18 protein-coding genes and 2 pseudogenes are annotated in these 20,079 nt (G+C 60.4%); 9 read left to right on the top strand and 11 right to left on the bottom strand.

The genetic code is table 11. The annotated features are described in order from the left end of the window. The 4 genes and pseudogenes from AD670_RS12520 to AD670_RS12530 form a co-directional block, all read right to left on the bottom strand. Window positions 1–425: transposase (locus AD670_RS12520; RefSeq protein ID WP_172681469.1), on the bottom strand; the 425-nt coding region annotated here is incomplete at its 3' end. Between the two features lie 92 nt (window positions 426–517). Further along, window positions 518–733, bottom strand: coding sequence for a hypothetical protein (locus AD670_RS12525; protein WP_082340965.1), 216 nt, complete (start codon window positions 731–733; stop codon window positions 518–520). A gap of 321 nt (window positions 734–1,054) precedes the next feature. Beyond that, window positions 1,055–1,338: pseudogene (locus AD670_RS30865) on the bottom strand (type II toxin-antitoxin system RelE/ParE family toxin). Further along, window positions 1,328–1,558, bottom strand: a complete 231-nt coding sequence (locus tag AD670_RS12530; protein WP_053132329.1) for a CopG family ribbon-helix-helix protein — start codon at window positions 1,556–1,558, stop codon at window positions 1,328–1,330. Before AD670_RS12530 ends, AD670_RS30865 begins: the two are co-directional and overlap by 11 nt. Window positions 1,559–2,214: 656 nt before the next feature. Here AD670_RS12530 and AD670_RS12535 point away from each other — a divergent pair. After that, entirely contained in the window at window positions 2,215–2,505 is a 291-nt protein-coding gene (locus AD670_RS12535; protein WP_053132332.1) for a DUF6124 family protein, read from the top strand. 56 nt (window positions 2,506–2,561) lie between these two features. On the opposite strand, the gene AD670_RS30870 is transcribed toward AD670_RS12535, so the two are convergent. Further along, window positions 2,562–2,702 (bottom strand): DUF2256 domain-containing protein, encoded by a 141-nt coding sequence (locus tag AD670_RS30870; protein WP_082340960.1) that lies wholly within the window; start codon window positions 2,700–2,702, stop codon window positions 2,562–2,564. Between the two features lie 306 nt (window positions 2,703–3,008). On the opposite strand from AD670_RS30870, the pseudogene AD670_RS32270 reads away from it, so the two are divergent. The 3 genes and pseudogenes from AD670_RS32270 to AD670_RS30875 form a co-directional block, all read left to right on the top strand. After that, a pseudogene (locus AD670_RS32270) lies at window positions 3,009–3,518 on the top strand (MCP four helix bundle domain-containing protein); the annotation flags it as partial. A 423-nt stretch (window positions 3,519–3,941) separates the two neighbouring features. After that, the gene (locus AD670_RS32275; protein ID WP_371263182.1) at window positions 3,942–4,649 is read left to right on the top strand and encodes a methyl-accepting chemotaxis protein; all 708 of its coding nucleotides are present in this window, start codon (window positions 3,942–3,944) and stop codon (window positions 4,647–4,649) included. 336 nt (window positions 4,650–4,985) lie between these two features. Next, window positions 4,986–5,234 (top strand): CsbD family protein, encoded by a 249-nt coding sequence (locus tag AD670_RS30875; protein WP_082340961.1) that lies wholly within the window; start codon window positions 4,986–4,988, stop codon window positions 5,232–5,234. A gap of 162 nt (window positions 5,235–5,396) precedes the next feature. Here the strand turns inward: AD670_RS30875 and AD670_RS12545 are convergent, their stop codons facing one another. Then, window positions 5,397–6,158 carry a metallophosphoesterase gene (locus AD670_RS12545; RefSeq protein ID WP_053132336.1) on the bottom strand — a complete coding sequence of 254 codons (762 nt, stop codon included), beginning with the start codon at window positions 6,156–6,158 and terminating at the stop codon, window positions 5,397–5,399. A gap of 196 nt (window positions 6,159–6,354) precedes the next feature. Between AD670_RS12545 and AD670_RS31960 the strand changes: the two genes are divergently transcribed. After that, a complete protein-coding gene (locus AD670_RS31960; RefSeq protein WP_053132338.1) occupies window positions 6,355–6,576 on the top strand; it encodes a hypothetical protein in 222 nt (73 codons plus the stop codon). 12 nt (window positions 6,577–6,588) lie between these two features. On the opposite strand, the gene AD670_RS12555 is transcribed toward AD670_RS31960, so the two are convergent. Then, window positions 6,589–7,776 (bottom strand): MFS transporter, encoded by a 1,188-nt coding sequence (locus tag AD670_RS12555; RefSeq protein ID WP_053132341.1) that lies wholly within the window; start codon window positions 7,774–7,776, stop codon window positions 6,589–6,591. 155 nt (window positions 7,777–7,931) lie between these two features. Between AD670_RS12555 and AD670_RS12560 the strand changes: the two genes are divergently transcribed. The 4 genes from AD670_RS12560 (at window position 7,932) to AD670_RS12575 (ending at window position 15,628) form a co-directional block, all read left to right on the top strand. Then, window positions 7,932–10,748: an ATP-binding protein gene (locus AD670_RS12560; protein WP_053132344.1), complete on the top strand. Its 2,817-nt coding sequence runs from the start codon at window positions 7,932–7,934 to the stop codon at window positions 10,746–10,748. Continuing rightward, window positions 10,745–11,944, top strand: a complete 1,200-nt coding sequence (locus AD670_RS12565; RefSeq protein ID WP_053132347.1) for an EAL domain-containing protein — start codon at window positions 10,745–10,747, stop codon at window positions 11,942–11,944. The genes AD670_RS12560 and AD670_RS12565 overlap by 4 nt, the downstream gene beginning before the upstream one ends. 124 nt (window positions 11,945–12,068) lie before the next feature. After that, a complete protein-coding gene (locus AD670_RS12570; protein WP_053132350.1) occupies window positions 12,069–14,981 on the top strand; it encodes an ATP-binding protein in 2,913 nt (970 codons plus the stop codon). Next, complete coding sequence (locus tag AD670_RS12575) at window positions 14,981–15,628, top strand: response regulator (RefSeq protein WP_053132352.1); 648 nt, start codon at window positions 14,981–14,983, stop codon at window positions 15,626–15,628. The genes AD670_RS12570 and AD670_RS12575 overlap by 1 nt, the downstream gene beginning before the upstream one ends. On the opposite strand, the gene AD670_RS12580 is transcribed toward AD670_RS12575, so the two are convergent. Genes AD670_RS12580 through AD670_RS12595 form a run of 4 tightly spaced genes read right to left on the bottom strand, consistent with a single transcriptional unit; the run spans window position 15,629 to window position 20,070 of the window. Then, complete coding sequence (locus tag AD670_RS12580; RefSeq protein ID WP_053132356.1) at window positions 15,629–16,117, bottom strand: fimbrial protein; 489 nt, start codon at window positions 16,115–16,117, stop codon at window positions 15,629–15,631. Beyond that, window positions 16,114–16,581: a fimbrial protein gene (locus AD670_RS12585; RefSeq protein ID WP_053132358.1), complete on the bottom strand. Its 468-nt coding sequence runs from the start codon at window positions 16,579–16,581 to the stop codon at window positions 16,114–16,116. The genes AD670_RS12580 and AD670_RS12585 overlap by 4 nt, the downstream gene beginning before the upstream one ends. A gap of 10 nt (window positions 16,582–16,591) precedes the next feature. Beyond that, complete coding sequence (locus AD670_RS12590; protein ID WP_256243900.1) at window positions 16,592–17,494, bottom strand: fimbrial protein; 903 nt, start codon at window positions 17,492–17,494, stop codon at window positions 16,592–16,594. Next, window positions 17,494–20,070: a fimbria/pilus outer membrane usher protein gene (locus tag AD670_RS12595; RefSeq protein WP_053132361.1), complete on the bottom strand. Its 2,577-nt coding sequence runs from the start codon at window positions 20,068–20,070 to the stop codon at window positions 17,494–17,496. Before AD670_RS12595 ends, AD670_RS12590 begins: the two co-directional genes overlap by 1 nt. Window positions 20,071–20,079: the final 9 nt, after the last annotated feature.

Below are 20,079 nucleotides of genomic sequence, written 5' to 3' on the forward strand. Positions count from 1 at the left end.
CCTTCACCTTTGACCAAGCCTTCGTCCATGCAACGACGCAGCMCTTCATTGAACAGCCAGCGAAAGAGCTCGCTGTCCCGAAAACGGCCGTGTCTATTTTTGGAAAAGGTCGAGTGATTGGGGACTTCATCTTCAAGGCTTAACCGGCAGAACCAGCGATACGCCAGGTTCAAATGGGTCTCTTCGCACAGCCGCCGCTCGGAGCGAATACCGTAGCAATAGCCCACGATCAGCATGCGGATCATCAACTCTGGGTCAATCGAAGGACGCCCAATTGGGCTGTAAAAATCGGCGAGGTGATGGCGCAGGTCGCTCAGATCGAGACACTGATCAATGCTGCGCAGAAGGTGATTGGAGGGGATGTGATCTTCAAGGTTGAACGAGTAAAACAGCCGCTCCTGCCCACTCGATAACTGTCCCATCATGCTGCGTGCTTCCCTGCTGGCCGATGCGGAGATTTTGCCGCAGGCCAGACAGGGGAGCTACTTTTTCAACAGAATCGGCCGATAGTTGACATTTAGGTGAGGTCTGCCCTTCCCAATCGAGCCAGGCCTTGTTTGATATGGCCCGCGTTTTCACCAATCGTGTGGAGTGCCCCCCGAACATTTTCACCCACTTCCAAAGCGCTTTGCTGCTCAGCCAAAAGAGTCAGCTCCATCACAGCCGCTTCCAGGGCCAGTTGATTTTGATAAAGCCGTTCCAGCACGTCCGTCAGTGAGTACTCGCTTGCCAGGGTTTTCGGCTCGTTTTGAAAGAAATCAAGCATAGCAGTGGTGACTCTCGGATTTGCGAAAGCCAGCGAAAAAAGGTAGGGGATAAGTACGTGGGAATAGTGCTGGTACGAAAGTGGTACAGGTTGGCGGCGAAGGCGCTGTAGTGCGCGTTCTGTAAGGTCTGTGGGATTAGTCGTTCCAGTCCTTCATCGGGGCGACAGAAAAGCGGCGGGAGAGGGGAGCGGTTTGTGGGGGCATTGGGAATCTGAGTCAACGAGGCGAATGGTGGGCAGTTTATCAGGGATGGATCCAGGGTGTGGGAGAGGCTTGTTTTGTGCCATTCACCACTTCGAGCGCGGACGTTGCCGTGTGTGGAACATGCCGAGGATTTGCAGACGATCTCCGCGAACCCGATACGGGATCAGGTAGGGCCAGTTGGGTACTGCCCATTCACGGGTGTGTTTGACCCGGCCTTCACGACCCATGGTAGGGAACAGAGCCAGTTTGTCGATGCTGGCGAAAATGGCATCGGAGAAGTCATCAGCGGCCTTTGGGTTTTAAGGGCAATGTAATTGGCTTCGTCTTCAAGATTTTTGAGTGCTTTTTCAAGCCGCTCAACCCGCATTCCTACTCCAGCGCCTAGCGCGCATGGCTGACACTTGGTCATCAGTGGCGAATTTGCCTTGGTCGGCTTCTTTTACTGCCAGCTCGATTTGAGCGGTCAGCATTTTTTCGTGTTCGATGTAGTCGCGAAGAACGTCCATAACCAGGTAGCTCGCCGTTTGGCCGTTGGTTTTGGCCAGGTCGGCTAGGTCTTCCGGCGGGTTTAGGGATATTCCAGTCATGGCGGCCTCGATGTGGAAGGTTGATCGTAGAGTGCGGGCTTGAATCGTCAGGTCGTCGGCGTAGCTGATTTGGGCTATTTGTTGACTCAGTCTGTAAAAGCCTTCGGTCTACTCGCCGATCTGGCAGGGGGGTAATGGAAATTAAATATAAATAAGTCCGTCCCCTTTGTGGTCGGAGACCTATTACCAGGTGCGCGGCTGGAAGGATGAACACGAATTCGCCCCTGGATCGATCTGCCACCTGCGCGAAGCCGTTATCAATCAGTAGATCTAGGGCACTGCGCTGAAGAACTCCAAATTGCCTGGCAACTTCCCAAATAGCGGGGTCAGACCACGATACCCTTCTCTCAGTCCACTATGCTTTCCGGGAAATTTCCCACACTTTTCTCGGCTTGCCCCTCAGACCTCCCCTAGCTAACCTCCTCAAGTCGCTGCCAACCCAGCGGCCGGATGTGGAAGTCCGTACCAAGCTAAGACGCAATCGCCCATAAACCGCTACCGGCGTTTTTTTACGCCTGTATTATGTGTTTCGGCGGCTGTGCGCGGGGCACTTCGGTGCGCCGGGTCCTTAGCCCTGGTCTTCCACACCTGCGTACAGCTGCCACCCTCATGTGGAAGTGAGTTTGGCAGTTCCTGAATAGTTAAGGAGCTTCGCCATGTACAAAGTCACACCTAACCCGCCTCACGCTTCAAACGCTGCACCAGTCGAACAATCCACTGCCAATGTCTTCCTCGTCAGCCCCAACGTCGACACCGAAACCCTACTAGCCAACGCCGCCGAAAACCTCGCATCCGCCAATCAAATGACGGCAACCCTGGCGTTCGACCTCGACGAATCCCAGCGCTCCATCGCTTTGGGCATTCAGCAACTGATCGAGTTGAGCTCTCTGCTTGTCGACCGAGCTCAAGAGCAAGTCGAAGCGACGTCCAGCACGGCCACAGCCTGACACCCGACCCTGCCGCCTTACCCCAAGAAGGCGGCAACCTGACCCCCCCTTTTGGCTCAGCAGTTAGCAGGCTTACTGCGTCGGCAGCGCTCAGAGCAATAACGAACCTCCTCCCAGCAGCGCGCCCATTTCTTCCTCCAAGTGAAGGGAAGGCCGCAGGTAAGGCAGGTTTTTACTGGAAGCTCACTCTTTTTCAAAACTGTTCACCTTCAACTGGCTTGCGGGAACCCACGTGGCGATCTAATGACCGGTGGCTTTGCGACCTCCCTCATTAGCGCCTACTGCCATAGCCGCGCAAAAACGCTCTAGGTAAATCGCGAGGCCCACTGCAGAACATACGCATCATGATGATAGCTATACGCTATCATGGCGGTGCGTATTGCTAACTGGAGGACCTTTCTGCGTCGACGTATCGTCAAGGCATCAAGCGTAATGGGCTGGTAGTACCGTTCGCGTCTTCCACATCAACAAAGGCCTGTACAGGTCATATTTTCGAGCTAGCCATGAAGAAAACGCTGTCGTTGGCCACACGCATAGGGCTTAGTTTCGCAGCCATCCTGGCGCTGCTCATGTTGATAACCGCCATCGGCATTCACCGCGTTGCGTTCATTGACTCCACCTTGGAAGACGTCAGCGAAAATGCCGCCAAGGTGCAGCGCTATGCAATCAATTTTCGAGGCAGTGTCCATAACCGAGCCATCGCTATTCGGGATGCTGTGCTGGTGACGACTGATACGGATTTGGCAAAACACTTATCGGAGGTCACAGCCTTGGAAAAGGCCTACTCCGACTCGGCGGCTCCAATGGATCAGTTGTTCAAGGGCGCAAGCGTAACAGGCGAGGAGGTTCGATTACTGAGCGCTATCAAGGACATCGAACAACAAACCCTTAACTCCACCAGGGCGGTAATCTCCCTGCGCCAAGCGGGTGACATACCTGGAGCTCAGGCGCTGCTGATGCGTCAAACGTCTTTGGATTACAGTGAGTGGCTGAAACGCGTCAATGCACTGATCGACTACGAGGAAGCATCAATCAAGGCAAAGCTGGGCGCAGTGCAGGCAACCGCCAGTCAGTTCAGTACGCTGATGCTTATTGCGACAGGTATTGCTTTGCTGCTGAGCATCACGTTGTCGGCTGTAATTATTCGCTTCGTTAAATCCACGCTGGGTGCTGAGCCCACAGACGTTGCATTGGCCATCGAGCGACTGGCAGCTGGTGATCTGAATCAGACGATTTCCACAGATTATCCCGGCAGTGTGATGGGCGTCCTGAAAGACGCGCTAGGCCATCTCGGAGAGACTATTCAGCAAGTACGTAAGGCGGCCCAAGAGGTCAATCACTCGTCCACCCAGTTGTCTGCCGCATCATCGGCTAACAATGAGCAGACCAGCTTACAAACCCGCGAAGCCGAGCAGGTGGCCGCAGCCATAATGCAAATGGCCGCGACGGTTAATGAAGTATCTGGATATGCCGCTCAGGCAGCTGACGCCTCCCGGTTGGCTGATACTGAAGTGGGAAGTGGGAACAAGCTGGTTGCAAGTACCACGCTTGCCATTGAACAGTTGGCAGTAACGCTTGAGCAAACCACTGCTACCGTGAACCAGGTGTCCAAACACAGTGAAAATATCGCGTCAGTGATCGACGTCATCAACGCTATCGCCTCGCAAACCAATTTGCTTGCCTTGAACGCTGCCATTGAGGCAGCGAGAGCTGGGGAGCACGGGCGTGGGTTTGCGGTGGTAGCTGACGAAGTACGTTCTTTGGCCAATCGTACACAGCAGTCGACCGAGGAAATTCGGGAGATGATCAGTACGCTGCAATCGGGTACCGAAACGGCATCCCAAACTATGCGCGATAGTTGCGAGCTAGCGAGCCAAACGGTCACACAAACCCGCAGTGCGCAGCATGCATTGGCAAGGATCAGCGAGCAGGTTGCCGCAATCAGTCATATGAACGCCCAGATCGCGAGCGCCTCCGTGCAGCAGAGTAGCGTGACCGATGAGGTCGCTGAAAATATCAACCGCATTCATGGTTCGACTGTTGAGTCTGCCAACGGCGCGCGCCAAGTGGCGGCAGCTAGCATCGAGCTATCAGGTTTGGCGGATCGTCTTACCGCTAAAGTGGCGTTCTTCTCTGCGGCTTAGTGGATTCAGGACAGCTTTTCACTGCCGCACTGACGTCTATGCGCGACTGCTGGGCTACTCAGAAGTTTAACTGGCCACGCAGGATTCTCGGTCGAAGTAAGACAGAACATGCCAACTTATCTTAATGGGGCTGCTACATGGAGTCTTGCTGAGGGCGTCTGCATGCCGTCAGCGGGGGCTGTTTCCTTCACGTTTTCGAGTGAATGATAGCTGGCTACCTGTGAGCCTCATCCACTTTGAACTAATCATTACCAGCGTCCCCCTAATGCCGTGAAGGTTGCCTCAAGCCCAGATTTATTCTGGGTTACTCAATCACACACGAAGGTTTGATTAATCATGAAGAGCGAACAGGTAGAAGGTGTTGTTGAAAAGGTTGCCGGCAAAGCGCAGAGCGCAGTTGGGAAACTGTTTGGTGATTCGAAGCTGGAAGCTGAAGGTGCTGGTCGGCAAGCCGCTGGACAGCTGACACAAACCTATGGCGACGCACTGGACAGCGTATCTACATTCGTTAAAGAAAAACCAGTTGCGGCAATCGCGATTGGTGCAGTTGCCCTGTTGGTTCTAGACCGTCTTTTTCGTCGCTGAGTGAGGGAGAAGGGACGTTCCGACAGGGGCGTTCCCTTTTGCGTTTATTCACCCCCGCCCCCTGGATTTTTCCATCAGTGGGCTTCTGGGGCGCGGGCAGGTATGCACGACTCAATTCCATCCGCGCACCGCGTCTGAATTACTACGAGGCTATTGGGCCACTTAGCTCGTGGAATGGACACTGGAGGGGCTGTCCCCCAGCAATGAATGCATGCTCACATGCGCAACCTCTCCACTTTCTATCTCTATCAAACTCAACGCACCGTCCGAAAAAGAACAACCCGTATCGATATAAACGACATTGCCCAATGCATGCACATGAGGGACTGTCGAGTGGCCCACATATAACCTATCCAAACCTATGATCGCTGCCTGGTTTTGCTGCTCTATCTTTTCCCTGGCATAGAGGGCGGTTTTCAACGCTTGTTGTTGGGCGGACTCTCCTCGCATTCCACTGATAGCGTCTTTGGCGTCTTGCCAACTATGGGTAGCACAGGAAAGAAACGCTTCAGCATGGACGATGCCGACTTTTCGACCATCCGCTAAGCCGATCTCAATCATTACTGGGAGCGTTTGCAGTGCGTTGTAAATCTCGCTCTGGACACTGGGCGACAGCGCGTAAAGCCACGCTCCGCCGTTTCGCGTGTGCCTGTTGATGTCGCCGCGACCGGAGAGGCAATCCATCAGCATCTGTTCGTGGTTGCCGCGTACGCCGTGAAACCAGGGTTCGCTGAGCCACTTCAATACGTCAATAGAGTCAGGGCCTCTATCAATAAGATCGCCCACACAAAACAGGCGATCCTGTTGGGTGTTGAAGTTTACTTTTTCCATGAGTGAAGCAAGTAGCTTGAAGTGCCCGTGAATATCACCCACTACAAAGTCGCGGCCCTTTGCGTTGGATTCAAATACTTCGATGGTGTACATGTTCAGGGCTTCGATGGGGTGGGCACGGGTGAACTATATCATTGCCAACGTCTGCGAAAACCTGGCATTACCCTCAAATCAGGCAACCTGAACCCTCCCTGTCACCCAGCAAAGTTTCATCATTCCCTTCGCCGTTGAGGTCTACGATCTTGCTCAAGAGAGGACCCTCGCGCCTCCAGTCCACAGGGAACTGCAAATGATCTCGAAACTCGTCAAAGTCGTGATGATTGCTGGCACGTTGCTGTTGGGCGCTTGTTCTTCGGGGGCGTCCGGTGTGAGCAGTGACCCTTGCTTTTCAGGCGGATGCCAGGCGTTTGGTGACCACAGCCCCAGCAAGGCCGCGAAGATGAATTTTGGCGGCAGTGGGCTGGGGAGCAGTTATGGGGAGTACGGGTCGGGGTTGTTGCATGATGATTGATTGGGGGGGCAGTCAGTGGCCGCCCTTCATCCGGCGGGCGATCAGGTAGATACCCAGGCCGACCAGCGCCGTGGCCGCGCCGATATAGCCGGTGCTGGTCCAGCCAAACCCCGCCGTAATCGCCATCCCGCCAAACCACGGCCCCAGCGCGTTGGCCAGGTTGAACGCGGCATGGTTGGACGCTGCTGCAAGGCTCGGTGCTTCGTGGGCGATGTCCATCAGGCGGATCTGCAGCGGCGCGGCCAACGATACCATGGTGCCGACCAGGCCCATGCTCAGCAGCACGCCCCATAGCGAGGACGCCGCGAGGGGGAAGAACAGCAACACGGCCATCGACCACACCAGAATCCAACCCACCGCGCGAAACTGCATGCGATCAAACAGCTTGCCGCCGGCGATGTTGCCGATGATCCCACCTACCCCAAACGCCGCCAGGCCGAAGGGAATCCACTGCGGCGACACCTTGGTCACTTCCAGCATGGTCGGCGCCAGGTAGCTGAACACGCAGAACATCCCGGCAAAGCCAATGGCACCAATCGACAGGGCCATCCACACCTGGGGTTTGGTAAACGCCCGCAGTTCCTTGCGCGGGTCGCTGCGTTGTTCGTCGTGGCGATGGGGCACGAATTGCCAGACCAGGGCGATGGTGCACAGGGCGATCACGCTCACCAGTGCAAACGCCGAGCGCCAACCCAGGTGCTGGCCGAGGAACGTGGCAATCGGATTGCCCAGCAACATGGCCAGGGTCAGCCCCATCATGACCCGCGCCACGGCGCCGGCGCGTTTGTCGTTGGGCACCATGCTGGAGGCGACGACGGCGGCAATGCCGAAGTAGGCGCCGTGGGGCAGGCCGCTGATAAAGCGGAACGCCACCAGTGAGCCGAAGGTCGGGGTGAACGCGGTGGCGAGGTTGCCCAGGGCGTACAGCCCCATCAGCAACAGCAGCATATGTTTGCGCAGCAGCTTGGCACCGAGGATGGCCAGCAGTGGGGCGCCGACCATCACGCCGAGGGCGTAGGCGCTGATGGCATGGCCAACTTGGGGTTCGCTTAAGCCCAGGTTTTGGGCGATGTCGGGCATCAAGCCCATGATGGCGAATTCGCCGGTACCGATAGCGAAAGCGCCCACGGCCATGGCCGCTTCCATTTTGGCGGCGCTGCGCGCGGGCAGCACATGCCCGGGAGTTTGCTGGATAGACATGGATCGCCCTGTTGGGAGGAATGGCACGAAGGACAGCCGCCGATGCTACGCACGCTGCGGCGAACCTGTCTAGAACAGCCGTTTACAGCAGAGTTCAATCGCCCTTTGAGATCCGTCTTATTCACCCGTGCCGTTTCGCCCTTTAGGCTGCGGCGATGAAACTCAAACACTTCCTGCAACCCCTCGACTCCACCTTCTCCACGCCCAAGGCCGCCCGCAAGCTGCTGCGTCTGTTCGCCCTGGCGCTGGTGCTGGGGGTGTATGCGGGCGCCTACAGCTACCTGCGTGCGGCGTTCAGCGAGGAGATCTCGTTGCGGCGCAGCTATATGAATGAGGCGATTTCCGACGCGCAGAGTTTTTTTGTCAGCCGCCAGACGCTGCTCAAAAGCCTCGGCCTGTCGACGGTGCGGCATGTGACGGCGCCCGTAGGCAACCTCAATAACGTGCCCGCCGAAGAGGTGCATATCACCCTCGGCGAAGCGGGCAATATCTGGAGCCTGTGGCTCACCCGACGCCTGCTCGATTACCTGGAGACGAACCAAGTCAACCTGATCTACGTGGCCCAGCGCGCCGAGCCGGCGGTGGAGCGCCTGTTTACCGTGCGCGCCGCGCCAGAGGCGGTGCCGGAGCCAGTATTGCAACGGCTGATGGCGGTGGATACCGGCAAGGTCTCGGTCAGCGATGAACTGTGGCTGACCGAGCAGAGTCGCCTGGATTCGCCGCTGTATATCTTCACGCGGCTGGACGACCGTAGCCCCGACTCGGGCTGGCTTGGCCTGGAAGTGGACGGGCCGGACCTGATCAATGCCCTGCAACATGAAAAGGCGGGCGACTTCATGTTGCTCGACGGCGCAGGGCAATTGATTTTCAGCAGTGCGCCCCATCAACCGACGGCGGCGCAAGTGTTACGCCAGTATCACTCTACGGCGAGCTTCGGTTGGGAGGGCAGCCGCTGGTTGCCGGACCGTCTGGCCATCCGCAAGCACCTGGGCTATTCGCAATGGCAGATCGTCTACAGCCTGGAGTTGCGTTCGCTGTTGCCCAGCCTGGCCATGCCACTGCTGGTGTGCCTGCTGGTGTGTGCGCTGGCGAGCGTGTTGATGCTGCGCCTGGTACGACGCATCGACCAGCGGCTGATTATCCCGGCGGCCAACCGCATTGAGGCGCTGGTGGAAAGCGAGGCGTTCAGCAGCGCCGTGATCCGCATCGCGCCGGTGGCCCTTTGCGTGCTGCGCCGCAGTGATGGCGGCGTGGTGCTGGAGAACCCCTTGTCACGCCAGTGGTTGGGCAACGGCCAGGAGCGTCAGCAGCTGTGCCACGATTGGATTCGCCGCGCCTTTGAGGAGGCCGAACAAATCAGCACCGATGAGCTGCAAATGGCCGATGGTCGCCACCTGTTCCTGAGTTTTGCGCCGACCCGGTATCAGCGTGAGGAGGTATTGATCTGCGCGTTCAGCGATATAAGCGAGCGCAAGCAGGTGGAACTGGCCTTGCAGCAGGCGCGCACCCTGGCGGACGCGGCCAATGAGGCCAAGACGCTGTTCCTGGCGACCATGAGCCATGAAATCCGCACGCCGCTGTACGGGGTGCTGGGCACCCTGGAATTGCTTGCCCGCACCGACCTCAACAGCCAGCAGCGCGGCTATCTGAATGCCATCGAAGGCTCCTCGGCGAACCTGCTGCAACTGATCTGCGACGTGCTGGATGTCTCGAAGATCGAGGCCGGGCAACTGTCTCTCGAACTCACGGTATTTTCGCCACTGGAGTTGGTGCAGGAGGTGATCCAAGGCTACGCGGGGGCTGCGCAGAGCAAGGGGCTGCAACTGTTCGCCTGCCTGGATCCGCAACTGCCGGACCGCGTGCGCGGTGATGTCACGCGCATTCGCCAGATCCTGAATAACCTGCTTAACAATGCGCTGAAGTTCACCGAGAGTGGGCGGATCGTGCTGCGCCTGCGCCTGGAAAGCCGCGAGGGCGAGCGCGCAATGCTGCAATGGCAAGTGGTCGATACCGGCAAGGGCATTGCGGCGCAAGACCAGCAGTACCTGTTCGAACCGTTCTTTCAGGCTAGTGGCAATGCCAATGTGGTGGCGGGCACCGGGCTGGGGCTGTCGATCTGCAAGCGCCTGGTGCATTTGATGAACGGTACGCTGCGGGTGGTCAGCGAGCCGGGCCTGGGCAGCAGTTTTACCTTTACCTTACCGCTGGAGCAGGTGAGTGAGCAGGCCCATGAGCCATGGGCGCTGCCGCTGCTGGGCGAACGGGTCTACGTGGTGTCGCCGGTGCGTGAGCTGGCCGAAAGCGTCGGCGGCTGGTTGCGCCGCTGGGGCGCGCGGGCGCAATTGGGCATGCCCGAATCCACCGACCCCGGCGCGGTGCTGGTGGAGCTCTACCCTGGCCCGACCGAACCCGATCAGCGGCCGCGATGGCCGGGCCCGCGCGTGACGGCGGCGGTCGATGAGCATGGTGGCTACCAAGCGCCGGGCGCCTGCTGGCAGATCGGCTTGAATAATCTGCACGCGCTCAACCGTGCGGTCAGTCGTGCACAGGGCATCGAAGAAAGCTTGTCGCCCAGCCTCGGTGAGGCGCCGGTCGCGTTCAACCTGAACCTGCGCCTGCTGGTGGCCGAAGACAACCTGATCAACCAACTGATCCTGCGCGACCAGTTGGAAGAGCTCGGTTGCACCGTCGTGCTGGCTGGCGATGGGATCGAAGCGTTGTCGCGGTGGGGGGAAAGTGCATTCGACATGATCCTCACCGACGTCAACATGCCCCGCATGAACGGCTACGAACTCACCGAGCAACTGCGCCGCCTGGGCTGCTCGCTGCCGATCATTGGGGCCACCGCCAACGCCATGCTCGATGAGGCCGAGCGCTGCCTCAGCGCTGGCATGGACCACTGCCTGGTCAAGCCCTTTACCCTGCGAGCCCTTTATCAGTGCCTTCAACGCTATCAGAGGAGCGTGCTTTGAGTGGTTATCGCGTGCTCATTGTGGAGGATCATCCTTTTCAACATGAGTACCTGATCAACGTCTTCCAGGGCATCGGCGGGTTTGACGTCGACGTGGTCTGGGACGGTGCCAGCGCGTTGCAACGCCTGGCCCGCCAGCGGTATGACCTGCTGCTCAGCGACTTGATGATGCCGGGCATGGACGGTGTGCAATTGATCCAGCAACTGGCGCGGCTGCCAGCGCCGCCGGCCCTGGCGCTGATGAGCGTGGCCTCCCGGCGCATGCTGGTGGGGGCCGGGCAGGTGGCGGGTAACCTGGGCCTTACGGTCGCCGGGCTGATTTCCAAGCCGGTGTGTGAGCCGCAGGTACGCACCCTGCGCGATTGCCTCGACAAACTGGCCGAGCAGGCTCGCGCACCTTGCTGTCGTCGCGGCATCAGCCTGGCGCGAGATAGCCTGGTGCGCGCCTTGGCCAATGGCGAAATCCAGGCCTGGTTCCAGCCCAAGAAGTCCCTGCATGACGGGCGCATCGTCGGCGCCGAAGCGCTGGCCCGCTGGGTTCACCCGGTGGAAGGGCTGTTGATGCCCGCCGAGTTCCTCGGTGAAATTGAGCGCCAAGGCCTGGAAACCCAACTGTTGACCAGCGTCCTCACACAGACGCTGGCCGCCCAGGCCCAGTGGGCGCAACTCGGTTACCGGTTGCCGGTGTCGATCAATTTGCCCACCCACTTGCTCGACCAAAGCGACCTGGTCGACCGCCTGCTCGCCCAAGTGCAGCACAACGACGCCGAGCCCCGGCAAATCACCTTCGAATTGATGGAAAGCTCCACCACACAGCTGGCCAGTAACTACTACGCTGGAGCATGCCGCTTGCGCATGATGGGCTTTGGCCTGGCGCAGGATGATTTTGGCAAGGGCTTCAGCTCCTACTTCAACCTGGTCTCCACGCCGTTCAATGAGGTGAAGATCGACCGCTCGCTGGTGCACGGCTGTGCGCAGAACGAGAACCTGGCGTCAGCGTTGCAAAGCATCGTCGAACTGGGTCGCAAGCTGGGGTTGACCACCGTTGCCGAAGGCGCCGAGAGCCAGGCAGAGCTGGCGGTACTGCGGCGTATCCGCTGTGACCAGGTGCAAGGCTTCCTGATTTCACAAGGGGTGGCGGCGGATAAATTCAGCGCGTTGTTGATAGAGGATGGCCCTGCGCCAGCACTTATCTGAGCGCCCAGGGTCACACAGTCAAGAAGCCCAGAGGAAGGGTCGCCCGGCCAGCCGGGTGTTATTGGCCAATGCCGGGATCATGCGTAGGCCCCACCTCCTGACTCAGGCTTCAGCGGTATTGACGATGAAACATGCAAGTCTGCGCCTGGACAAACTGGCGCAAAGTTCCCAGCGCCTGAACACAGCCCTGCTGCTACTGACAGGGTTGGCGTTGTTGCTGTCCAGCAGCTGCTACTGGGCGGTATCGCGGTTGCTCGATGCCGAACAGGAAAAAGTCGAGTTTCACTTCGCTCGTGTCGTGGAAATTATCCATGAACATGAGACGTTCCTGCGCAATGTGGTCACCGGTTACAGCCGCAGCAATGCGCCGCCGCTGCCGGCCGTGCAGTCGACCTCAGTGGTGGAGTTGCAGCGCGATGCCGGGCAGGTGGTGCTGCAGGCCAAGGGCTTTGCGTTGTCGTTGCCCTTCACCTTGTCCCACGACGCAGGGTTTTCGGCGGATGACACGCGCCGGGCGCTGGCCTTTGGGGTGCAGTTGACCGATTACTACGGCGGCTTCTGGTCCAGCTCGTTCTACGCCTCGCCGCAGCTGTTCGTGTTTACTCCCCATGACGTCGCCAGTCTGGCTGTGCCCGGCATTGGCGGTCTGCGCCAGCACCAGCCGTTGTTGCGCGAGCAGTACCGCGACGTGGTGACCCGCTTGCAGCAGTTGCAACAGAGCCAAAGCCAGTTGCTCAACGACACTCGCGTGCGCTGGATGCGCGCACCGTTGCAGCTGTATCAAAACAGCCGCAACGTGGTCGCGATGATCGGCCTCGATGCGCCCGCTGCCGTGCTCCCGGTCAATCAATCCCAGGGGCTGCTGACCTTGGCAGCCGTAGTGGATACCTCCCAGGTGGATGAATTCGAGCGGGTGCTGCAGCTGTCGGTGTACAACCAGTTCACCCTGATCTCGCCCCAGGGTGATGTGTTGCTCGGCAGTCTTGGTGATGAACACCTGGCCCCCCTGGGCCTGAGCTTCAACAGCCAAGGCTTGCGCTTCAAGCTGATCAGCGAGGGCGGCGAGCACTGGACCGGTTTGTATGCCATCAGCTATCAGGACTTCCTGCGCTACGCCAAGTGGCCGCTGCTCGGGCTGGGCCTGACGTTCCTCGCCGCCGTGCTGCTGGGCTGGTGGATCAACCACTGGTACAGGACCCGCATCGTCAGCCCCGCCCAGCGCGCCCAGGAGCGACTCTTCGAGAGCGAAGCGTTCAACCGCATCATGTTGCACAACGCCCCGGCGGGCTTGTGCGTGGTCCGCCGCCACGATCGCCAGTTGCTGCTGGAAAACCAGCGTGCCCTGCAACTGGGCGGTACCGCGCCCTTGTTGGAAGTCCTCAAGGCCAACGATGGCCCGGACACCCCTGGCGAGATGTGCCTGGCGGTGGAGGGGCGCTACCTGCAGGTCGTGCTGGTGGCGGCGCGCTACGAGGGCGAGGACGTGTTTCTCTGCGGCTGCAATGACATCACCCGGCACGTGGACGAAACCCTGCTGTTGAACCAGGCCCGCCGGGAAGCCACCGCTGCCAATGAGGCCAAGACCGTGTTCCTGGCAACCATGAGCCACGAGATCCGCACGCCGTTGTATGGCGTGCTCGGCAACCTGGAACTGATGGCCATGACCGCCATGAGCGAGCGCCAGCGCCAGTACCTGGAAATTATCCAAAGCTCCTCCACAGTGCTGTTCCAACTGATCAGCAACATTCTGGACGTGTCGAAAATCGAGTCCGGGCAAATGGCGGTGGAAGCTGCGCCGTTCAACCCCGGCCAACTGGTCGAGGAATCGGTGCTCGGCTTCAGCGCCACGGCGCGCAACAAGGGGTTGCAGATCGACGCGGAGATCGACCCGCAAGTGCCCCGGCAACTGCTCGGTGATGCAGGACGGATCCGTCAGATCCTGCATAACCTGCTGGGCAATGCGATCAAGTTCACCGAGTCGGGACGCGTGCGTCTGCGCCTGACCGTGCAGGAACTGCAGGAGGATCACGTTGCTTTGCAATGGCAGGTCACCGACACCGGCGTGGGCATTCCAGAAAAGGCCCTGGACCAGTTGTTCAAGCCGTTCTATCAAGTGGCCGGCGGTCAGGACGGCAATGGTGCAGGGCTGGGGTTGTCGATCTGTTCGCGCTTGAGCGAGTTGATGGGCGGCCACATGCGCGTAGTCAGTGAACCGGGGCTGGGCAGCAGTTTCTCGTTGTTCATCACCTTGCCGATCCTCAGCAATGCGCCTTCAACCGCTCACCCGGCCCTGGCCGAGCCGTGCCTGGATGCACCGTGCCTGAACGTGCGCGTGCTGGTGGCCGAAGACAACCCGGTCAGCCAGGCCGTGCTGCGCGAACAGCTCGAAGCCCTCGGCGCCCAGGCCACGGTGGCGCGGGACGGCGAGCACGCCCTGCAAATCTGGGGTTCGCAGCCCTTTGACCTGGTGATCACCGACATCAACATGCCGCGCCTCAACGGCTACGACCTCGCCCGCGCCCTGCGCGAACAGGGCGTGCAGGTGCCGATTATCGGCGTCACCGCCAATGCCTTGCGCGAGGAGGGCGAACGCTGCCTGGCGGTGGGCATGAACGCCTGGGTGGTCAAGCCGCTGAGCATGGGCATGCTGCGCCAGGCCTTGATGGCGCACTGTCGCCGCGCCACGGCCCTGGCGATACCGTCGGTGGATCGGGATCGTGAAGGCTGGATCGAATTGTCTGCATCCATGCGCCAATTGATGGGCGACACCTTGCTGGCCGACGTGCAGCACATCGAACAGGCCCTCGCCGCCGGCGATGCCGAGCGAGTGCGCCAGCGCCTGCACAGCCTTAACGGCGCATTGGCCAGTGTGCGTGCCGGGGCTTTATCCACGGCGTGTCAGACCTGGGAAAACACGTTGTACGACAGCCCCCTGGATAGCCGCGCCACCCAGCAGATCGGCGTGTTGTGTGCACGTTTGACGGCGGTGGCGCAGTGCCTGTTGGCAGAGTCAACCGCTCACAAGGAAGATAAATAATGCGAGAAATGAACGTCGTGATCGCCGATGACCACCCGATCGTGCTGGTGGGCGTGCGTGAGATTGTGCAGCGTGATTCACGTTATACGTTGGTGGGCGAGGCGGTTAGTTCCAGCGAACTGATCGAGCAGTTGCGCACCCATCGACCGCAAGTGTTGATCACCGATTTCAACATGCCCGGCGATGACACCTATGGCGATGGCTTGAAGCTCATCGAGTACATCCTGCGCCACTTCCCGCAGACCCAGGTGCTGGTGCTGACCATGATTTCCAACAGCTTGATCCTCACTCGCCTGCAGGAGCTGGGCGTCGCCGGGGTGATCCAGAAGAACCACCTGCACGGCGAGATCGAAAAGGCCCTGGGCGCGATCAGTGCCCAGCGCAGCTACCAGGCGCCGATGCCGGTGGCGACGTCCGTGGTGGGCAACGGGTTTCAGGTGCAGGAGCGGTTCCAGAGCTTGTCGCCGCGAGAGATGGAGGTGCTGCGTTTGTTTGTGACCGGGATGAGCGTCAGCGATATTGCGCGGCAGTTGAGCCGCAGCAACAAGACCGTCAGCGCGCAGAAGATCTCGGCCATGCGCAAGCTGGATGTCGACAGCGACCAGGCGTTGCTGACGTATTGCATCGAGGCGCGGCAGTTTCAGTAGTCAGCGATACGTCATCTGCATCAGCAGCGTGGCGTTATAGCTGCCCGCTTCGGGCAGTTCTCCCACGGACACGGGCTTGACGCGCAGGGTCAGTTGCAGTGACCCGTCTTCGACCGGCCAGGTGCCGGTTTCACCCAGGCTGACATCAGCCTTTGCGCCTTTATTCAGCAGACCCAGATGCAATCCCAGGGCTTTGCGGCTGGTGAGCAGGGTGTGGCTATCGACGCTGCCCAGGCCTGCCGAGAGGGTAAGGCTCACCTGGCTGTTGGCCTGGCAATCGAACACCAGCGGCACGTCGGTAACGCTGGCACTGTTATCGGCCAACTGGTTGATGTTGACGTTGCCCAACTCCACCTGTTGCGTAGTGGGAAAACGCGCCGCGCAAGGCGGGGCGATGAGCTTGCCGGTGACGTCGATCTGCGCTTCATCCGCCGATTGCGCAAGGGCGGTGCCGGCCACGGCCAGTAGCATCCAGATGAGCGTTTTCATAGGTAATTAATGGTCATGACCATGGCCGAGGTGAACGCGCCCGGTGTCAGCGCCCCGCGTGCCACCAGTTGCGCCTTGAGGCTGATATCCACGCTGCCGCTGAGGTTGCTGTAGGCCTTGGTCGTGCCGGTGAGGTTCGCCGCTGTATTGTCGGCCCATAGCAACGACACCCCGAGGTTGTCGGCGGTGGTCTTGGCCACGGTGCTGGTATAGGTGCCGTTGTTGGCGCTGAAGCTGACGTTCAGCGATGAGCCCGCCGGGCAGGTCATACGCACCGGCACCGCGACGGTTTCGGTGGTCGCCACCTGGTCGGTGCGCACATTGCCAAACGCCGCGGTGAGGGTGGTGCCGGTGCTCAGCACACAGGGTGGGCGGGTGAGCGTGCCGCTGACGGTGATATTCACCGTGTCGGCGGCTTGGGCGGTGGCGCTGAGCAGCACCAGGGCGAACAGCGAAGTTTTCATGGCAAGGGCCTCAGCGATAGTTGATGGTCAGGGTGTACTGGCTCTGGAAGGCGCCGGTGGGTGATTGGCCGGCCACCAGTTGCGGTTTGAAGCTGAGATTCACGTTGTTGCTGCCGGTCTTCAATTGCAGGTTGCGCACGCCGCTGAGGTCCACCGGGTTGGAGGAGTCGGTCCAGATCGCCTGCATGTTCAGGCCGGCCAGCGTGGTGCGCGACACCCCGGTCGTGGCGCTGACCACTGCCTGGCTCGCCCTGAGCGTGGCGGTGGCTTGCACGTTGGCAGCGCAGGTGACCGAGACCGTGGTGGATTGCACCTGGCGGCTGAGGTCGGCGTTGCTGATGTTGCCGAAGCGCAGGTTGACGGCACTGGGCGAACTCAACGTGCAGGCTGGTGTGTAGACGGTGTACGTAAAAGGCATATCCAGGAACCACTCGGCCCACGCCAGGTAGTTAAGGGAGGTCACGCCGATTCGTACCTGGACATTGCGCGTGCCGGTGGTTCTGGGCGCGGTGCCCACCAGGTTGTAGCGGTAGCGCAGCACGGTGTTGAGGGGCAATCGCTGGCATGGGCCGCCCAGGCAAATCCCACTGAACTGGCCAAGATCAAGGAGTGGCATGTAGGTCCAGCTGGAGGGGTCTACAAACTGCAGCGCAGCATGGTTGTAGCCGGTTCCGTAGGTGATGCTGGTGTTCACGCCTGCGGCATAGGGAAAGGCACGACGAATCGTGCACGTACCGCTGTACTCGACATTGATCGCTTCACCCGGCTGGAAGCGGTAGCCAAAGGTGGGGTAGCCCGGCGTTCCGCATTCGACGTTGCCGCCGATCAGTGCCTGTGCCTGAAACGACAGGCCGCAAAGCACGCCAGCCAACAACGCCAGCATCCGCCAGCTACGTAGGTTCAGAGCCATCATCACGAATCTCCGGCACCCGACCCACTGGCCGCGCGCTCACATTGAATAGTCAGTTGCGTAATCCCGCCCTCGGCAGGTCCGTCGTCTTGCAGGTTCAAATCGCGGCTGCACCACGGTTGCCCGTCCACGCTGATCAACAATCGCGCCTCGGGCGGCACGCCGGTCAGGAACGCGCGGCCTTTGTCCGCCACCAATGTGTTGCCGAGGGCGCGACCGTCCGGTGCGAACAGCTCGGCGCGGGCGGCAAAGGGGGCGGGTTCACCGCGTGTGTCGCTGATGCGAAACAGAATGCGTTTGCCGCGCCGGGTGTCGAAGTCGGCCAGGACGAAGGCCCCACGATTGGGCGTGACCTCCTGCACCGGTTCGGCGATGTCGACGTCGGCGGACATCGACTGGGTGTCCAGCGACACACGGTTCTTGCGGTAGGGCAGGGCCGACGGCACCACCGTGTAGCCGTTGGCATTGGTGCGCACCCCGCGCTTGTTGGTGATCGCCACATCGGCGGCACCCGGTGTGGCCACAATCACATTGGTTTCGCCCAACGGTTGGCTGAACATCAGGTTGCTGCCATACGCCACCACCGCGCCTTCCACGCCCACGTCCAGCTGGCGGTTGCCGGTGGACTCGTTATAGGCGCCGCGCACAATCGCGCTCGGGGCGTCGTACTGGGCGGCGAGGGTGCCGCCGCTTTGGCGTTGGTTGCCGTTGACCTGCTGCGACACCCCCGCGCTGTAGGCCAGGGTGTCGTCTTCAAACGCGTTGCCACTGAGGGTTGCCGTGCGTGACGCGGCGCCACGTGCACTCTGGTTCAGGTTGGCCGTGACACGCTGGTTGCGCGTACCGCCCAGGGGCATGCTGATGCTCAGGGACAGGCTGCGATCATCGGTATTGGCGCCTTTGTTCACGCTCAGCCCTAGGGAATAGGAAATGCTCCCGGAACTCACGGTGTAGCCCAGCTGGATCGAGGTGTCGGCCTTGCTCTTATTCCAGAAGTCGGTTTTCGACACGTTGGCGTAGACGCCGCCGTAGCCGCCCAGTTGCTGGGACACGTTGGCGATGAAGTTGCTTTTCATATGGCCACTGCGATACGTGTCCAGGGTCTGCTCGGCATTGCGGCTGTTGAGCGCTTCGTTGAACGAGTAGTAGCCGCCGGTGGAGTAGCGGTAGCCGATCAGGCTGAAGTTGGTGTCGGTGGCCGCCAGGGATTTGGAATAGCGAAAGCGAAACGACTGGCCGCTGGCGCGGGTCTGGTCATGGCCCATGGCCTCGCTGCGGGCGTGGGTCACGTCCACCGAAATCGCGCCAAAGCCGGCAAAGTCGTGGGCAAAACCCAGCAGCCCGGCGTTGTATTGATCGCTGAGCAGGCTACCGCCGAACAGCGTGGTGCTGCCGCTCAAGCCCCGCCGCAGAGACGCCTGGATAAAGGCCGGGGTGTCCTGCTGGAAGGCCGATTGCGCTGGGCGGTACTGGCCGGCGAACACCGAATAACTTTGCTGCCCCTCGCGCAGCATGTAGGGCACCGACGAGAACGACTGCGTATACACCTGGCGCTGGCCATCCGGGCCTTCGACCGTGACTTCGATATCGCCGTTGCTGGCGGTGGGGTACAGGTCGGTCAAGGCAAACGGCCCCGACGGCACCCACTGCTCATGGATCACGTAGCCGCGCTGGCGGATGATCACCCGCGAGCGGCCATTGGCAATGCCGCGAATCACCGGCGCAAATTCGCGGGCCTGGTCGGGCAACATATCCAGGTCCGAGGCGATGCCCAGCCCGCGATAGGGGATGGCGTCGAACAGGTCGCCTTCGGTGGTGGAATCGCCCACCGTGGCGATTGCCATCATGTTGCCCATGTCGCGCTGGGCGTAGGTTTCCAGGGATTCCCAGCGCCCGGTGTCGCCCGTGCCTTTCTGCCAGGTCGAGAAATTGCGCAGGCGCCAGGCCCCGGCATTGATGCCGCTGCGCAGGCTGCCGAACTGGTTCTGGCGGCGCCCGGTGTCCGACTCTGCACGACTGCCGGTAAAGCTGTAGTTGGTAAACGCCACGTGCTCGCCGTCGCTCCACTGGCGGCGGCGTACCTCAAACGGGATGCTGCCCAGGTAAGCCTGGGGGATTTCGATGGACAGCAACTGGCGGTTGAAGTCGTAGTCGTAGGTCAACCCGACCAGCCCCTGGTCGAATGCGATGCAGCTGGCATCGGCGTCACTGCGGTTGTGCAGGGCGCTGTCGGCCACCCCCTGGGCGCGGAAAAACTCGGCATCCAGGCAGGGGAACAGGCCGGTGGCCGAGCGATCCGCCGAGCCGTTGACGCGTACGAAGCGCACATCGCGCTGATCGACCGAGCGCTGGTTGATCAACACATCCACCCGGTAGATCCCCGGCAACTGGCCTTCGCTCATGGCGCTGACCTGTTGTTTCACCGCCGCCGAACTCTGCCCCCCGCCGATCTCAAGGAACGACGGATCGAACTCGTAGCCAGCCTGTGCGGGGGCGAGGTGCAAGGCCACGGCCGCCGCAAACGGGCAGCCGAAGGCCTTCACGGCGCGACGGCGCGCGAATGGTAGTGAACGAGGCATGGGCGTTCC

Source organism: Pseudomonas sp. MIACH (assembly GCF_001269925.1).
Lineage (GTDB): Bacteria > Pseudomonadota > Gammaproteobacteria > Pseudomonadales > Pseudomonadaceae > Aquipseudomonas.